The following is a 15,005-nucleotide window of genomic DNA, read 5'->3' on the forward strand; positions in this document are numbered from 1 at the left end:
GCTCCTCGCGGGCATGGCGTGAGGAAGGTCACCTCAAATTGCTCTTCGGAAACAGCACGCGATCGGGTTTTGCATTCATTCGTGCCAGCATTTCCTTGATCAAGCGTGTTTTGGTGCGCCCCGCTTCCTTCGGCGGCACAAGGTAACGCACGATGGCCTCGAGCCAGGTGTTTTCGCTGACGCGAAAATGAACCACGGGATGTTCCTTCACTTCGAGTTCGTCCACCGGCGTTTGCGACAGGATGTGCCTATAGACCTTCACCTTCTGGCTCATGATGTCGCCGATCTGCTCGTCGACGACCTCTCTCATGGTTTTCGCTACGAATTCCAGATCGCTTTCATAAGCGAGCTGGAACTTGATTTCGTTCCAGACATAGGGAAACAGCGGCCAGGAATAGTTGAAGACCGGCGTGTCAAACACGGTGGAGTTCGGAAACTTGATGACGCGCCCGCTCGGATGATCGGTCCAAAGATATTCGCCGCCGAATTCCCATAACGTGGTGTCGAGATAGCTGACATCAATGACATCGCCATGGGCATCGCCGATGCGAATGCGGTCGCCAACGCGATAAGGCGCCCTGGCCAGAATATAAATCCACGCGATGAAACTGGAGATCGGCATTTGCAGCGCAAAGCCGAGAATCAGTGAAATCAGGCCGAGTGAAACAACAGCAGCGTACCAGTTCACAAATAAGACTGAAATGGCCACGAAGACGATGGCGACGACGACGACCAATCGAAAAATACGTTGCAGGTTGAAACGCGAAACACGATTGGGAATTCGGCCAATGAGAAAGACTTCGATAACATTCGCAACCGTCAGCATAACGAAAATGAAAAGGCCGCCCCTGACGTAGTTCAGCACGCGAACGCGCAAAGGCGCGTCAAGCCATTCTAAGTGCCAATTGATCAGGACTTGGATGCCAAAAAGCAGCAAGGCAGCGGCAGCGAAACCAATCGTCCACCAGACGTCTCCCTTGCGAAGGCTGAAGCGGAATTTTTCCTCGGGCTTTTTCGCCTTCTGTTCCATGGTTTTTGGATCAGCAGTCTGTTGCGCGGCCCGTTCGAGTCGGGAAAGGTTCTCCTGTTCATTGGCGCGCGGTTCCATGGGTTCACCTCCCGATGTGGCCATCAACACCCAGCCAGTGCCTTCTCGTTCCTCCACGGCGGCATTCCGGCAAACGACCCAATGTCAGTCGCTGACTGGCTCCTTGCCGGTCCCCGAAAGCTGGCCTTCATTCCGGCGGCCCCGTCCCTGGTGAAATAGGGCGGCAAGCAGAAAGATGCGACGTCGCCATCATATTCGGCAAATGCCTTATAGCCCTATCCGAAATTAAGTTGAGCTTGGTATCAGCAGCTCCCCGATAGCTCACGGTTGAGATCTCAACTGTTCATCGAGCGGCCGTTGGTTCGAATCCGACTCGGGGAAGCCAACTTCCGCGCCTATTGCATAGTTATTCCTAGATATTCCAGATATCAGAAACCGGCTTCCCCACTTTCCCTCCCCGCTTTGTCGCTCCGTCCGAAATCTCCATTCCGCTGCTGGATCATTCCGACCCACTCCGCGTTGAGGGAAGACCCCCCACGGAGGAATCAACATGGGCGACAATCGGCACGAAAAAATTCAGCAACGAGCTTACGAAATTTGGGAACGAGAGGGCGGCGTCCATGGCGTGGATCAGCGCCAGTGGCTTCAAGCAGAAGCGGAAATCGATAGAGAGGACGCTCTGCCCAAAACCCGCGAGATCGCCAGCTCAGACGTTTTGACGGTCGAAGCACTGGCGATGCGCACCGGTATAACGCCCGAGCAAGCCCAAGGCCTTATCGACCGGCTTGGCAATGACCGCGCAGCGATCGAAGAGGCCGCGCGGAGTTTGGCTGCAGGGCAACGGAATTTCAGTAAGTAGGAACCCCATGCAAGGCCGAGTTTCGTCTTGAGACGGCGTGGTGCGGTCAGTCTGCGGACATTTCGCGCGCGATCTGCAAATCATTCTACTTCGCGCTGCATTGATGCTTAGGAACGTTCCTGGCGATACCGCTGGAGGCGGCTACCGCAGACGCGCTTGATTCCATTGCGGCTGAAATGGGAATCGGCAGGTCCGACCTCATTCAGATCGTGCTGCGCGAATGGCTGGAAACAAATGCCTATCTGCCAGTCCGAACGATCGATGAGGAAAGCGGGACAGACGGGAACGCCTGACGCAGCCTTCCGCGATCACGCAATTACCGGCCTTGCAATCCGTGCCACTATTCTTGCGGCGGGAGACCCGGGTTCCGCCAGGCCGGCGCCTCTCAGGCACCCCCCTCAATGGTGCCGGCCACCGTTCTACTTGCTGAAATCATCAAGCGCGTCCTTGCGGGGGGCGCAGCTGCATGCTGTGAAGTTCATTGCCTGCCTATGGGCTTGGGAGGCTTGAGATGCAAAGTGTCGGGACAGCAATCGCACTCGTCATAGTATCTGTTGGCACCGCCGGCGCCGACGGCAAATCAAGCAGAGAAGCTTACGACACCTGTCTCACGGATGGGATGGTGAAATTCAAGGACCTGTGTGAACCTGCCGATCAAATTGCAGAAGCTGTGGTCATCGGGTGCAATCCACAGCTCTACTCGCTTCTGACCTTCTTGGAGCACTTGAAGGTCTCTGACCTAGTGAAGCTAGCAGCGCAGGCTCGCCACACCAAAGCTGACCAGATCATGAGCCTGCTGCTCGAATACCGGTTGCAGCATCCTTGCCAGTAATTTTCCCTACCACCCGCACTTATAGGTCGAACAAATCGTCCTTCACCGGTCGCAGATCGGGCCGGTTGTTTCTCAGGTTACCGACATCGCGGCCGATCTTCCACATCGTCATCAGTTCGTCCGGGAGTTTTCGCGAGTCCGCTTGCGAGATGGATAGGAATATGTTCCTATGACAAGGTTGCGGCGATCCACTCCAACACGGAGAGTCAACATGGCCAGGCACAAACATTCCAAGCAGCTTTCGCAAGCTGACATCGAGCGCTTTCTGGCGGATGCCGAGAGGCTTCACAAGACAATCACCCGCCCGCTCATCTCGCCCAGCAGCGATCATCACAGGGCACTGGTGGCGCTGAATCAAACGCTTCTACAGACCGTGAAGGAAGTCACTGGGAAGAGCGCGCCTTGGGTACCATGGAGCACTACTGGGCCGGTGAACTAGTTCTCGTCCCAGAAGTCCTGCAGCGAAGCGTGGCGAAGGTCTTCCTCACCACGGAGGTGCCTCACGCGGGCTTTGATGCCCCGCTTGACCCACTGTGTCGCTGGCCGTTTCTTCATGTCCTTGGGCGCCGGGCCGGCGTGTTCCTCGACGCGTTTCCAGAGTCGTTCCCTCATCTCACGATTTGCGCTGACAAAGGCACTTCCACGCCGGAGCAGGTGCGCGAGCTGATCCGAAAGCACGGCAACAATCGGGCGACTCTGACCGAAGCCGCAAAGGCGTTGCCGGGACGATGACCAAGCTCTCGGGCCCGGGGTCCAACGGGAGCGGAAACAGCAAGGCACGGAACCCAAGGCGCCGCCGCGCAATGCAACATGCCGGGGTCGGCGAGAAAACATGAGTTCCTTGAAAATGAAAGCCCGCCCGTCTCTCGCGGAAAGCGCGGGCCGATCGGCCGATCTTCAACAGATACGGGAACGGCAAATATTGGCGGTCTCTAAAAGTTTCAAGACGGAGCAAAAAGCCCGCCGACCGGGAGCCAGCGGGCTTCTTGGGCAGCAGAACCGGGCTACCGCCCTCTGATCCAAGGGGGCTTGGATCGACCTGAATCGTAGTCCTGGACTGTTTGAGATTCAGTCAGGTTTTCGACCTGAAGATGGGTGTCTTAACCCGCGTATATGCAGCGGCCCATCTCAGGGAGCGACCCCGGGATGGGCCTTTCGACTGGCCACCGGTGAGGGGGATCGCCCGGCGGCATTCAAATAAAATAATGACCTGAAAGGGGCGGTCCAGAGTTTTCATCACAGTTGGCAATTTCCGTACAGTCAGGCTGCCTACCTGAAACGGAGCAATTCATGATCTGCCCGGGGTTTGCGGACAGGAGATCGACATGCGGAACCTTGGCGAGGTCCTTCACCATGCCTCAAAACGTCATGTGCCGCTGAGCCATGACGACACGGGAATTGAGCCGGAGCGCTATCTATTCTCGACTGTCAAAAGCAACGAATAGGTCCAACGCCGTCGCGACATTGACAATCGCCTCGGTTAGCTCTTCGTCGGATACCAGCAAATTCGGTGCAGTTTCCCGAGCCTGTTTCATCGCCGCCTTGACCGAGACGATATAGGGATGCGCCGGTGTGTCGAGCAGCAGGATAACTACCTGCTCTGCCGTGGCAATCGGATCAACGCCGTGGACGCTGCCCATCTGATCCTTCCCGACCCTCCGAAGCGATCATTTTAACCTGTTTTGCCGCAGCGAGACGAATCAATTTTGGTAAAAACCGCACCAAAATGGGTTACTTGGGGTCAGGAATCGGGCAGCCCTGTGAGCTGGCAGTCAGGGGCTTTCTTCCTGTCTGGCCCGATCGATCGACTCAAGCAACGACTCTAGGGTTGGCGTCAGTTCTGACACGACTGCCAGCCTCAACAGCTTGTGTAAGTGAAGACGATTGTCTTCGGTGCCGATCAACTCCCGAACGGCTTCGGCAACAGGCTTCTGCCCGGCTCTGTCACGCTTCGCCATGTATGGGGTTTCCCTACGGCATCAGGCGCAACCCGCTCCCGAGGGAATGGTTCCACTAGTGATCACGAATGTTTCATAGAAATTTCTGAGCGGGGGATTAGACGACAGCACGCCCCCCGGGTGCAATCGGGGACGACCGAAGAGATAGGTGGCCCGGCCTAAATTAGCGGTCGCGCGGCACTGGTGCGATAACACCTTGAAGCTGGGATTCACATTCGCCGCGTTCCGATCTAAAATCTCGGCATGGACACGGTGTTTGACGACCTCTCCAGAGCCCTCTCACAACCCCGTACACTTGCATCATTTTCAGTTCCTTTCGATCCCAAATGTTGACCCTCATATTTTCAATTGGAAAAATGTGCGCTTTCGGGGCCGACGCGGTATCCGAAAAGCGATTGCGCCAGGTCCTTCGACGCCCCCGGTGGGGTGTCCGCAAGTTGACGGCCACCAGCCTTAGGACCGGCGTCCCCGTCCAGCACTGAGGCACAAACGTGATTTTGTGCCCGGTGCTAGATGGGTTACGTAGCGTCAGCAACGAAGGGGAAAGAAGATGAAGACCTTCCTCGCAATAGCCGCCGCGCTGGGCCTATCCATATCCGACGCATATGCGGAATGCCCCGGCCATTCTAAAGTTCAGGCATCGGCATCAGTCGACGCACAAACGAAGACGGCGAGCGTCGAAACGTTCACAGCCGCGGACACTCAGACGATCAAAAAAGAAGAGCCACCGAAGACCGAATAGCGGTAGGCTCATCTACCGAATGCCGCGCAATCGATGCGCTGCTTCTCTGCGTCTAATGCGCTCCGCTGCCGCTGTGGCATTGGTGGAAGCGCGGGATAGCGAGGCCGACGTCGCGGCGCCATAGGCGCCGTGTCCTCAGGCGTCATGGTCGAAACCGTCGAAGCAGGCATGATCCACTACGTGGATGGAAGCGGCGTGATCGATTTCGTCCAACCGGCAGCCCGATAGAAGACATCCAAAACCCACCAACCTCGATCGTTCCCGGTTTATGGGTTCACGGCCTAATCGGCCGCGGCTAAGTCTTGGTGCCAACGATTTGGAAGATGCACTGAATGGCCGGGTGGAACGACTGCTCAGAGGCGCATTGCTGCTCGGCCGCCTATGGGGCCGGAAGCGGAGGGTCAGCTTTCTGGATGATTGGGCTAGAAAGCCGACCCTACCATCCAGCGTAGTGCCGACGCTTTGCGCCGAAACCGGATCTTCAAAAGCGTCGCAAAAGTTCTGCGTACGTCAATAATCCGCGACACCAGCCTTGTGGAAGAGCTCCGTCGCTCGGTCGATACATCTCCTCGCGAAAGCTTTGGTTACGGCATCGACTTGTCGCCAAGGAAGCGAACCGGTTCTCAGGCAAACATCAGAAAATTTTCATAAACCGATCGGGATTTCGTGAGCCCGAAATAGCAAGACATCCGGGCCGGCGGAAGGCAACCAAAAATACCGGTTTTCTTCACAGCCAGCAGGGTTTTAGCCTGCCGCGTCCTTCTTCCAAGCGCGGCCGCAACCATTGGTCATGGAGACAGCATGCTTACTGCACTGATTCACAACCGAACGCTACGGCGCCGCTTTCTCGCCGGATCGGCCGCGGCTCTGGCCTGCGGCGCCGCTATGGTCTGGAATGGCGCCAGAAGCGAAGCTTCGAGCGACGCGCCGCGCACTCCGGACACAAAGCTGGTCAAGGCGATTTCGGTCGCCCCTGCCGCTGTCGCCAACACCCGTACCGCCATCGGCGAGATACAGCCAAGGCTCGAAAGCGACCTCGGCTTCCGCGTGTCCGGCAAGCTGATACAGCGCATCGCCGAGATTGGCTCGACGGTGAAGAAGGGCGAGGTGCTCGCCCGCGTCGACAATCAGGACTATCGCAACCGGCTGAGCAGCGCCGAGGCCGATGTCGCGGCGGCACAGGCTGTGCTGGTGGAAGCAATTGCCGCCGAAGCCCGCCTCAGTGCGCTGCTCGCCAAAGGTTTCACCACGCGCGCCAATTATGACGCGACGCTGAAGAATCTGCGGTCGGCTCAGGCGAAGCTCAAATCGGCGAACATCGCCTTCGAGATGGCCAAGGACCAGCTCGGCTACACGGAACTGCATGCGGATTTCGACGGAATCGTCACTGCGACCGGCGCCGAAGCCGGCCAGTCCGTGAATGTCGGACAGATGGTGGTGCGGGTTGCCGATCCGAACAGCCGCGATGCGGTGTTCTCGATCGCGGAGGCGGCCTTCGCCAATACGCCCGATACACAGCGGCCGCCGCAGGTCACGGTCTCGCTGCTCAGCAATCCTGCGATCACGGCGGTCGGCACCATCCGTGAGATCGCGCCGATGGCCGATGCCGCCACCCGCACCTTTCAGGTGAAAGTCTCGCTCGAGAATGCGCCCGATGAGTTGCGCTTCGGCGCGAGCGTCGCCGGCCGCGCCGAGATGGGCAGCGCACCCGTCGTGGTGCTGCCGGGCAGCGCGCTGTTCGACAAGGACGGCAAGCCGGCGGTGTGGGTGGTCACCGCCGCATCGGCCGTGGAACTGAGGCCCGTCGTCGTGGCTCGCTACGAGACCGATCGCGTCTTTGTCAGCGACGGGCTTGGCCAAAGCGATCTGGTCGTCACCGCCGGCGTCAATCGGCTGCGGGAACACGAAAAAGTTCGTACCGTGCAGGGAGAGGAAAAATGACCATGTCAAAGACAAAGGTCCTGATTGCCGGCGCCGGTCCGAGCGGGCTGACGCTCGCGCTCTGGCTGACCAAGCTCGGCGTCCCGGTGCGCATCTTCGACAAGGCCGCGGCGCCCGGCGAAACCTCGCGGGCGCTTGCCGTCCAGGCGCGCACGCTGGAGTTCCACCGCCAGATCGGCATCGTCGAGGATGTCCTTGCCGAAGGCATTCGACTGGAGCAGCTCACCGTGCACACGCCCGCCGGCGTCGCGGCAAGACTGCCGCTATCGGATTTTGGCCGCGGCATCAGCCCCTATTCCTTTGCTTTCGCACTGCCCCAGGACATCCACGAACGCGTGCTGATCACCCATCTGGAGCGCGCCGGCGTCCAGGTCGAGCGCGGAACGGAGCTCGTCACATTCCAGGACAAAGGCGAAGCGGTCATCGCCACGCTGAGCAATGGTAGCCGAACCGAAACCGTCAGTGCGGCCTATCTCGCAGGCTGCGACGGCGCCCGCAGCACCGTGCGCCATGGACTGAACATCGGGTTTCCCGGAGGCACCTACGAACAGTCGTTCTACGTTGCCGACGTGAAGGGCCGCGGCGAAATCACCCGCAACGGTATGGACACGACGGTCAGCGCCTACGGCTTCGCCATCGTCATGCCGGTCAGGCAGTCGGGCTCGGTCAGGTTGATCGGCATCGTGCCGAAGGCGCATGAGGCCGACGAGACGATCACCTTCGAGGCGATCCGCGCCGACATCGAGCGCGACACCGGCGTCATAGTCGACGAGGTCAACTGGTTCTCGACCTACCGAGTCCACCATCGCGTTGCCGAGCGCTTCCGCGTCGGCCGCGTGTTCCTCTGCGGCGATGCCGGCCATATTCACAGCCCGGCCGGCGGCCAGGGCATGAACACCGGCATGGGCGACGCGGTGAACCTTGCCTGGAAGCTGGCCGCCGTGGTGCAGGGCCGCGCCGATCCCCGACTGCTCGACAGCTACGAGCCGGAGCGCATCGCCTTCGCGCGAAAGCTGATCGAAAGCACCGACCAGGCGTTCCGCATCGCGACCAGCCGCTCGCGGCTTGTCGGCCTGTTCCGGCGCTACCTGATGCCGAAGATCCTGAGCATTGCTCTGCACACGTCGTTCGGCTCGCGCGCCTTCTTCAGCGTGATCTCGCAGGCGGCGATCCAGTATCGCGCCGGGCCGATCAGCTCGGGCATGGCGGGCAAAGTCAGCGGCGGCGACCGCCTGCCCTATGTCCTGAGCGCAAGGGGCGACAATTTCGAAGCGCTGCGGTCGCTGGACTGGCAAGTCCACGTCTATGGGGACGTCAGTGTCGACTTCCGGGCGATGGTCGCGCCGAGCGGCATCCCGATCCATGCTTTCCCTTGGTCGGAAGCAGCCGAAAAAGCGGGTCTCCAGCGCGACGCCGCCTATCTGGTACGGCCGGACGGCCATGTCGCGCTCGCCTCGCCTGTCCAGGAGGCGGCGGCCTTACAGCGCTATCTCGCGGGGCTTGCCATCCGGCCGAGAACTGCCAAGCGTGCGCCCTACCGCGTGCCTGGCACCATGCACAGCCTGGCCTGAATCCCACCGCCGCCGCCGAGCGGCGGGGGCTGACTGAACCCACCCGTTATTGTTTTCGCCAGCCGGCAGCCGCCGGCGGAGCGCGCTTTCGCGCACCGCGAAAAGGAGTTGCATCATGACCAGCTTCAACCTTTCCGAATGGGCCCTGCGCCACAAGAGCTTCGTCATCTACCTAATGATTGCGGCCGCGCTCGCCGGCATGTTTGCGTATACCGGCCTTGGCCGCGAAGAGGATCCGCCCTTCACCATTAAGACTATGGTGGTCAAGACATTGTGGCCGGGCGCCATGACCAGCGACACGGTCGAGCAGATCACCGACCGCATCGAGAAGAAGCTCGAGGAGCTTCCCAACCTCGACTACGTCAAGAGCTACACCAAGCCAGGCGAATCCGTGGTGTTCGTGAACCTGAAGGACACGGTCGCCGCCGACCAGGTGCAGCCGCTCTGGTACCAAGTGCGCAAGAAGCTTGACGACATCAAGCCGACGATGCCTTCCGGCGTCCAGGGTCCCTTTTACAATGACGAGTTCGGCGACACCTATTCGCTGATTTATGCCCTCACGTCCGACGGCATCAGCCATCGCGAGCTGAAGGATCTGGCCACCAGCCTGCGCGCTGGGCTGCTGACGGTTCCGGATGTCGCCAAGGTCGAGCTCGTCGGCCAGCAGGACGAGAAGATCTATCTCGAATTCTCGACGCAGAAGGTGGCCGCGCTTGGGCTCGACGTCGGCACACTGTCGCAGGCGCTGCAGGCGCAGAACGCGCTGACGCCGAGCGGCACGGTCGATGCTGGCCCCGAACGTATCGCCATCCGTGTCTCCGGGGAGTTCACCTCGGAGGAGAGCCTGAAGGCAATCAACTTCTATGCCAACGGCCATTATTTCAGGCTGGGCGACGTGGCGGAGGTGAAGCGCGCCTATTCGGATCCGCCGCAGCCGATGTTCCGCTTCAACGGCCAGCCGGCTCTCGGCATCGCAATATCGATGACCTCGGGCGGCGACGCGCTGGCGCTCGGCGAGAATGTCAAGGAGAAGATGCGCGAGATGACCCCGGAGCTGCCGCTCGGCGTCGAACTCGGCCTGGTCGCCGACCAGTCGCACGTGGTGGAGGAATCAGTCGGCGAGTTTACCAAGAGTCTCGGTGAAGCCATCGCCATCGTGCTTGCTGTAAGTTTCCTGGCGCTTGGCTGGCGCCCGGGCATCGTGGTGGCCGTCGCCATCCCGCTGGTGCTGGCGATCACCTTCGTCACCATGGACTATTTCGGCATTTCGCTGCAGCGCATTTCGCTCGGCGCGCTGATCATCGCGCTCGGCCTCTTGGTCGATGACGCCATGATCGCGGTCGAAATGATGATCTCGCGCATGGAGGAAGGCTACGACAAAATCTCGGCCGCGACCTATGCCTACACCTCGACCGCTTTCCCAATGCTGACCGGCACGCTGGTGACGATCGCCGGCTTCGTGCCAGTCGGCTTCGCCAAGAGCGGCGCCGGCGAATACTGCTTCTCGCTTTTCGCTGTCGTCGGCATAGCGCTGGTCGTCTCCTGGATCGTGGCGGTGCTGTTCACGCCGCTGACCGGCGTCGTCTTGCTGCCCGAGCGCATCAAAGGCCATGACAGCCACCAGCCGTCGCGCCTGGCGCGCGGCTTCCAAACGCTGCTTAAAACGGCGATGCGGGCGAAATGGCTGGTGCTGTCGGCGACCGCTGGTCTGTTCGCGCTCTCAGTGGTGGCCATGGGCTTTGTCGGGCAGGAGTTCTTTCCGAAGTCCGACCGACCAGAAGTCATGGTCGACCTAACCTTGCCACAGACGGCGTCAATCAATGCGACCGGCGAAGTTGTGGCCCGTGTCGAAAAGCTGCTCGCGGCCGATCCCGATATCGACCACTGGAGCTTCTATGTCGGCCAGGGTGCGGTCCGCTTTTACCTGCCTCTCGACGCCCAGCTCGCCAACGACTTCTTCGCCCAGGCGGTAGTCGTGACTAAGGGCCACGCCGTGCGCCAGGCCGTGATCGATCGGCTGGAAAAGTCGCTCTCGCACGGCTTCGACGACGTCATGACCCGCGTCACGCCGCTCGAGCTCGGACCGCCGGTCGGCTGGCCGCTAAAGTTCCGCGTCAGCGGACCGGACCCGAACAGGACGCGAAGCCTGGCGCTGCAGTTCGCGCAGGTGTTGGGCAGCGATGCCGCCGTTCGCAACATCAATTACGACTGGAACGAGCCAGCCAAGGTTATCAAGGTCGAGGTCGACCAGGACAGGGCGCGTGCGCTGGGCATCTCCACGCAGCAGCTTGCCGACACGATCAACTCGATTTTGTCCGGCTCGAAGATCACGCAGATGCGCGACAACACCTATCTCGTCGACGTCGTGGCCCGCGCCGTGCAGTCGGAACGCGCCGACATTGACACGTTGCGCATGCTGACGATCAGCGCGTCGGGCGGACGGCGCGTACCACTCGACCAGGTCGCGACGCTGTCCTACCAGACCGAGCCGCCGCTGATCTGGCGCCGGGGCCGCATGCCGACGGTAACTGTCCAAGCCGACGTCGTGCCCGCCATCGAGCCCGCCTCCGTGGTGCGCAACCTCGACAGCGCGATCAAAGCCTTCAAGGCGGAATTGCCGGCCCGCTACAGTGTCGAACAGGGCGGCGTCATGGAGGACAGCGCCAAGGCGCAGGCCAGCATCTTCGTGGTCTTCCCGTTGATGCTTTTCATCATGGCGACGGTGCTGATGATCCAGCTGATGAGCTTCCAGCGTCTGGTGCTGGTGCTGCTCACCGCTCCGCTGGCGCTGATCGGCGTCGCCGGTGCGCTGCTGATGTCGGGAGCACCGATGGGTTTCGTCGCCATCCTCGGTGTGATGTCGCTGATCGGCATGGTCATCCGCAACTCGGTCATCCTGATCACGCAGATCGACCAGCATATCGCCTCCGGTGAGGAGCCATGGTCGGCGGTGATCAGTGCCACTGCACACCGGCTGCGGCCGATTTCGCTGACGGCTGCGGCGGCCATCCTCGGCATGATCCCGATCGCGCCAACGGTGTTCTGGGGCCCGATGGCCTATGCGGTGATGGGCGGCCTGATGGTGGCGACCGTGCTGACACTGATCTTCCTGCCGACCCTCTATGTCGCGTGGTTCGGCATCAAAGCACCGGCGCAAACCATCCCGGCGACTGAGCCGGTCAAACCTGTCGCCGAACCGCAGCCACTCGCCGCCTGAGGCGTTGGGCATCCCGGCAAACGCCACGGCGGAGGACCGCCATGGCAGCAGCCTGCAATATCGAATTGAAAGAATGGGCATGACCCCCCGCTTTCGGAAATCCTCCCATCCGCCTCAACGCCCGTTTTCTAATCCTCGCCTTGGTCGGGCGCGGTGCCGAGGCCACCCTTCTCGCGCCAGCGCGCCGGTATCGGCTTCATCAGGCGCACGGCCTTACCCTCAGCATCGGGCTGACCATGTGGCATTGCCTATTCCGTGAACTGGCTTGGCTTCCTGGCGGCCGTTCACGCACTGCTCGGAACGGCAAACCTTTTGTTCTGGGCAGTTCTTCATCGCCGCCGACGTGCTGATCGTCGGTTACGCGACAACCGCGGCACGTGGCTGTTCGTGGTTGCCCACCTCGCGGCATTGGCGGGCGCTGCCCGGCTTGCCGCGCCATCCCACCAGACTTCGAACCCATCAGGAGAGAGATAATGCCTACGAAATCTATGAAGAAGATTGGAGCGATCGCCACTGCGGCCGCTATCGGCCTCGCAGCCTTCGAGATCATCGGCGGTACCGTCGCGGCCTTGTCGCTGGTCAGCCAGGCCGAGGCCCGTGTCGGCCAGCCCTGGACGCCCCGCAGTGCTGCAGGGATCGCACGTAAGCATACCGCAGGCTGGGTTGCCGCGCTGCCGGCAGGCTGCGTCCGTACCAAAATCAACGGCTTCCCTGTCTGGCGTTGTGGCGACACCTATTATCGGGCTTATCAAGGCCGCTATATCGTCATCGTCGTCGATTAACTGGCCCCAGGCACAGCCTTCGCGCCAAGGGCAAGCATGACGCCTTCGGCGAGATGATCCGCGTCGGCCTGGTTTTCGAACGGGACACCGCGCAGTGCATAATCCACCGGCGAAAACCGATCGCCCTCGTCAATGAGGGCGATCTGCTGCCTCGCCCGCTCCATGTCGCCCATCTGGGCGTAACAGGCGGCCAGTCGCGTCCGGATCCACGGCGCCGGACGCGTGGCCAGTTCCAACGCCTCGGCGGCGGGTCGATATTCTCCCACCATGTATAGCGCCAGCGCGCGGTCGAACTGGTACCAGTGCGGGTGCAAGGGGTCGATGCGTATACCGCGCGCCAGCCAGGTCAGAGCGTCGAGCGGGCGCCCACGCATGGTGAGCAGCATGCCCATCTGCTCGATGCTGTCGGCGTCGTAGGGGTTGAGCTGCAGCGCGATACGCATGTGGTGTTCCGCCGCCTCGTGTTGGCGCATATAGAGCCGCACCAGCGACTGCACCCGATGGCCGGTCGCCTGGTCCGGTGACAGCGAAAGACCCTTGTCGGCAAGGTTGCGCGCGCTTTCCAGCACCGCGTCGCTGGCACGCCCGAATTCCCCATCCAATGCGCGGGCCAAGGCGAGGTAGGTGTAGGCCAGGCCATAGGTCGGGTCCTTGGCGATCGCCGCCTCGAACAAAGCCTCCGCACCTCGCTGGTCGGTCTGGGCAGGATCGCGCAGGAGCGCAAAGCCACGCAGCGCCAGCTCGTAGGCGGCAAGGCTGGTGACCGGCTTGCGCGACGCCTGCTGCAGGCCGGCATTGTTGACCCGCGTGACCAGCCTACCGACAATCTGCTCGACGATCTCCTGCTCGATCGCGAACAGGCCTGTTCCTTGCGACTGGTAGCGGTCGCCCCAGAGCTGACTGGCCGTCGCGGTATCGATGAGGTTGACCGCCGTCACGACATGCTCGCCCTTCCGGCGGAGCGAACCCTCGACCAGATAATCGGCGCCCATGCGGGCGCGGATCTCGGGCCATTCTGTACGTCCAAAGGAGGCGAAGGAAAAACTCGAATTGCGCGCCAGCACGGTGATCGTGCCGAAGCGCGCCAGCCCGTTGATGACATCCTCGGCAAAGCCGTCGACGACCGCCTCGTCGGCCGGATCGCCACTTTCGTTGCGGAAACGCACCACCGCCACCACCGGCTGCGCGCCGATCTCGGGCGCCGCCTCGGCCTCGGCGGCAAGCATGTAGCCGCGTTTGGAGACCGTGCGCACCATGTCGTCGCCAAGCACTTTGCGGATTTCGCGGATCGACTGGGTAAGCGAATCCTCGGTGACGTAAACGCCCGGCCACACCACATCCATCAATTCCGATTTCGGAACGACGCGCCCCATATTGCGGGCGAGATGCGAAAGCACTGCGTACGCTTTCGGACGCAGGAATAGCGGCTCGTTAACGCCGCGCAGCGTTCCCATGGCCAGGTCGAGCGTGAACCCGCCAAACCGGAAGACCTGATCGGCCGCCGCCGTAATCATCGGGACACCCCTTCCGGGACACCGCGCATACGCCGCGCCGGACCCATCCGACGCGGCATGGTCGAAGCGCATTATTGCCTACTCCGCAATTGCGATCAAACTGGCTTTCGGCGCTCGTCAGAAACCAGCCGGATCATCAACAGCTCGCCGCGCCAGCATTGTCATCACCCTGCAGATTTGGGCGCAGATGGAGCTCTGCGAGGTGAGCGTCTGCAGCGTGTCGTGCGTTCCAAGGGAACCACTACCTAAGCATCGTCGCCTGAAATGTCTGCTTCCGGGCAACGGCAAAGCTGATCTCTACGGCTCTTATTGTGATGGGTTTCGGATGCCGGCCCTCTACTGAGATGGCGTGGCTCCGAGGCCGGCGTCCGGAAGCCTCCAGGGAAGGAACCCGCGGGGTGGAGATCTCGGTTCTGAGTCTATGGGGATTTGACGGTTCGGCTTGGTCCATTGTGACCGCACCGATTGGCTTGGTGGGTGGGCAGGCGTAGCTCGACGGGCTGGCGATGGCTGTGCGCATTGCGATGCGGCCCTTGAAGAG

Annotated in this window: 13 protein-coding genes, 1 tRNA gene and 1 pseudogene; 10 read left to right on the plus strand and 5 right to left on the minus strand. The window is 61.2% G+C overall.

Annotated elements, in window-relative coordinates:
• Window positions 1-28: 28 nt before the first annotated feature.
• Window positions 29-1,108 (minus strand): mechanosensitive ion channel family protein, encoded by a 1,080-nt coding sequence (locus tag EN859_RS32675; RefSeq protein WP_127856683.1) that lies wholly within the window; start codon window positions 1,106-1,108, stop codon window positions 29-31.
• A 250-nt stretch (window positions 1,109-1,358) separates the two neighbouring features.
• Between EN859_RS32675 and EN859_RS32680 the strand changes: the two genes are divergently transcribed.
• From EN859_RS32680 to EN859_RS32705, 5 genes and pseudogenes are all read left to right on the plus strand, one after another.
• Window positions 1,359-1,429: transfer RNA gene (locus EN859_RS32680), tRNA-Asn, on the plus strand.
• 169 nt (window positions 1,430-1,598) lie between these two features.
• A complete protein-coding gene (locus EN859_RS32685; RefSeq protein WP_127856682.1) occupies window positions 1,599-1,907 on the plus strand; it encodes a DUF2934 domain-containing protein in 309 nt (102 codons plus the stop codon).
• 59 nt (window positions 1,908-1,966) lie between these two features.
• Window positions 1,967-2,200, plus strand: a pseudogene (locus EN859_RS32690) (ribbon-helix-helix protein, CopG family).
• Between the two features lie 218 nt (window positions 2,201-2,418).
• Window positions 2,419-2,739 (plus strand): hypothetical protein, encoded by a 321-nt coding sequence (locus tag EN859_RS32695; protein ID WP_127856681.1) that lies wholly within the window; start codon window positions 2,419-2,421, stop codon window positions 2,737-2,739.
• A gap of 211 nt (window positions 2,740-2,950) precedes the next feature.
• A complete protein-coding gene (locus EN859_RS32705; RefSeq protein WP_127856680.1) occupies window positions 2,951-3,178 on the plus strand; it encodes a hypothetical protein in 228 nt (75 codons plus the stop codon).
• Here EN859_RS32705 and EN859_RS32710 read toward each other — a convergent pair.
• The 3 genes from EN859_RS32710 to EN859_RS32725 form a co-directional block, all read right to left on the minus strand.
• On the minus strand, window positions 3,175-3,351 hold the full coding sequence (locus EN859_RS32710; RefSeq protein WP_245525822.1) for a hypothetical protein: 177 nt from the start codon (window positions 3,349-3,351) through the stop codon (window positions 3,175-3,177). The genes EN859_RS32705 and EN859_RS32710 overlap by 4 nt on opposite strands.
• A gap of 803 nt (window positions 3,352-4,154) precedes the next feature.
• Window positions 4,155-4,379 (minus strand): hypothetical protein, encoded by a 225-nt coding sequence (locus EN859_RS32720; RefSeq protein WP_127856679.1) that lies wholly within the window; start codon window positions 4,377-4,379, stop codon window positions 4,155-4,157.
• A gap of 132 nt (window positions 4,380-4,511) precedes the next feature.
• Entirely contained in the window at window positions 4,512-4,697 is a 186-nt protein-coding gene (locus EN859_RS32725) for a hypothetical protein (RefSeq protein ID WP_127856678.1), read from the minus strand.
• A gap of 550 nt (window positions 4,698-5,247) precedes the next feature.
• Here EN859_RS32725 and EN859_RS32730 point away from each other — a divergent pair.
• The 5 genes from EN859_RS32730 (at window position 5,248) to EN859_RS32750 (ending at window position 12,950) form a co-directional block, all read left to right on the plus strand.
• Entirely contained in the window at window positions 5,248-5,439 is a 192-nt protein-coding gene (locus EN859_RS32730) for a hypothetical protein (RefSeq protein WP_127856677.1), read from the plus strand.
• 801 nt (window positions 5,440-6,240) lie between these two features.
• Window positions 6,241-7,380 carry an efflux RND transporter periplasmic adaptor subunit gene (locus tag EN859_RS32735; RefSeq protein WP_127856676.1) on the plus strand — a complete coding sequence of 380 codons (1,140 nt, stop codon included), beginning with the start codon at window positions 6,241-6,243 and terminating at the stop codon, window positions 7,378-7,380.
• Between the two features lie 2 nt (window positions 7,381-7,382).
• A complete protein-coding gene (locus tag EN859_RS32740) occupies window positions 7,383-8,951 on the plus strand; it encodes an FAD-dependent monooxygenase (protein ID WP_245525823.1) in 1,569 nt (522 codons plus the stop codon).
• Between the two features lie 115 nt (window positions 8,952-9,066).
• Window positions 9,067-12,168, plus strand: a complete 3,102-nt coding sequence (locus EN859_RS32745) for an efflux RND transporter permease subunit (RefSeq protein ID WP_281015656.1) — start codon at window positions 9,067-9,069, stop codon at window positions 12,166-12,168.
• Window positions 12,169-12,641: 473 nt separating this feature from the next.
• Window positions 12,642-12,950, plus strand: coding sequence for a hypothetical protein (locus tag EN859_RS32750; protein WP_127856674.1), 309 nt, complete (start codon window positions 12,642-12,644; stop codon window positions 12,948-12,950).
• On the opposite strand, the gene EN859_RS32755 is transcribed toward EN859_RS32750, so the two are convergent.
• Complete coding sequence (locus EN859_RS32755; RefSeq protein ID WP_127856673.1) at window positions 12,947-14,464, minus strand: winged helix-turn-helix domain-containing protein; 1,518 nt, start codon at window positions 14,462-14,464, stop codon at window positions 12,947-12,949. The genes EN859_RS32750 and EN859_RS32755 overlap by 4 nt on opposite strands.
• Window positions 14,465-15,005: the final 541 nt, after the last annotated feature.

It is taken from the genome of Mesorhizobium sp. M00.F.Ca.ET.216.01.1.1, assembly GCF_004010325.2.
Taxonomy (GTDB): domain Bacteria; phylum Pseudomonadota; class Alphaproteobacteria; order Rhizobiales; family Rhizobiaceae; genus Mesorhizobium.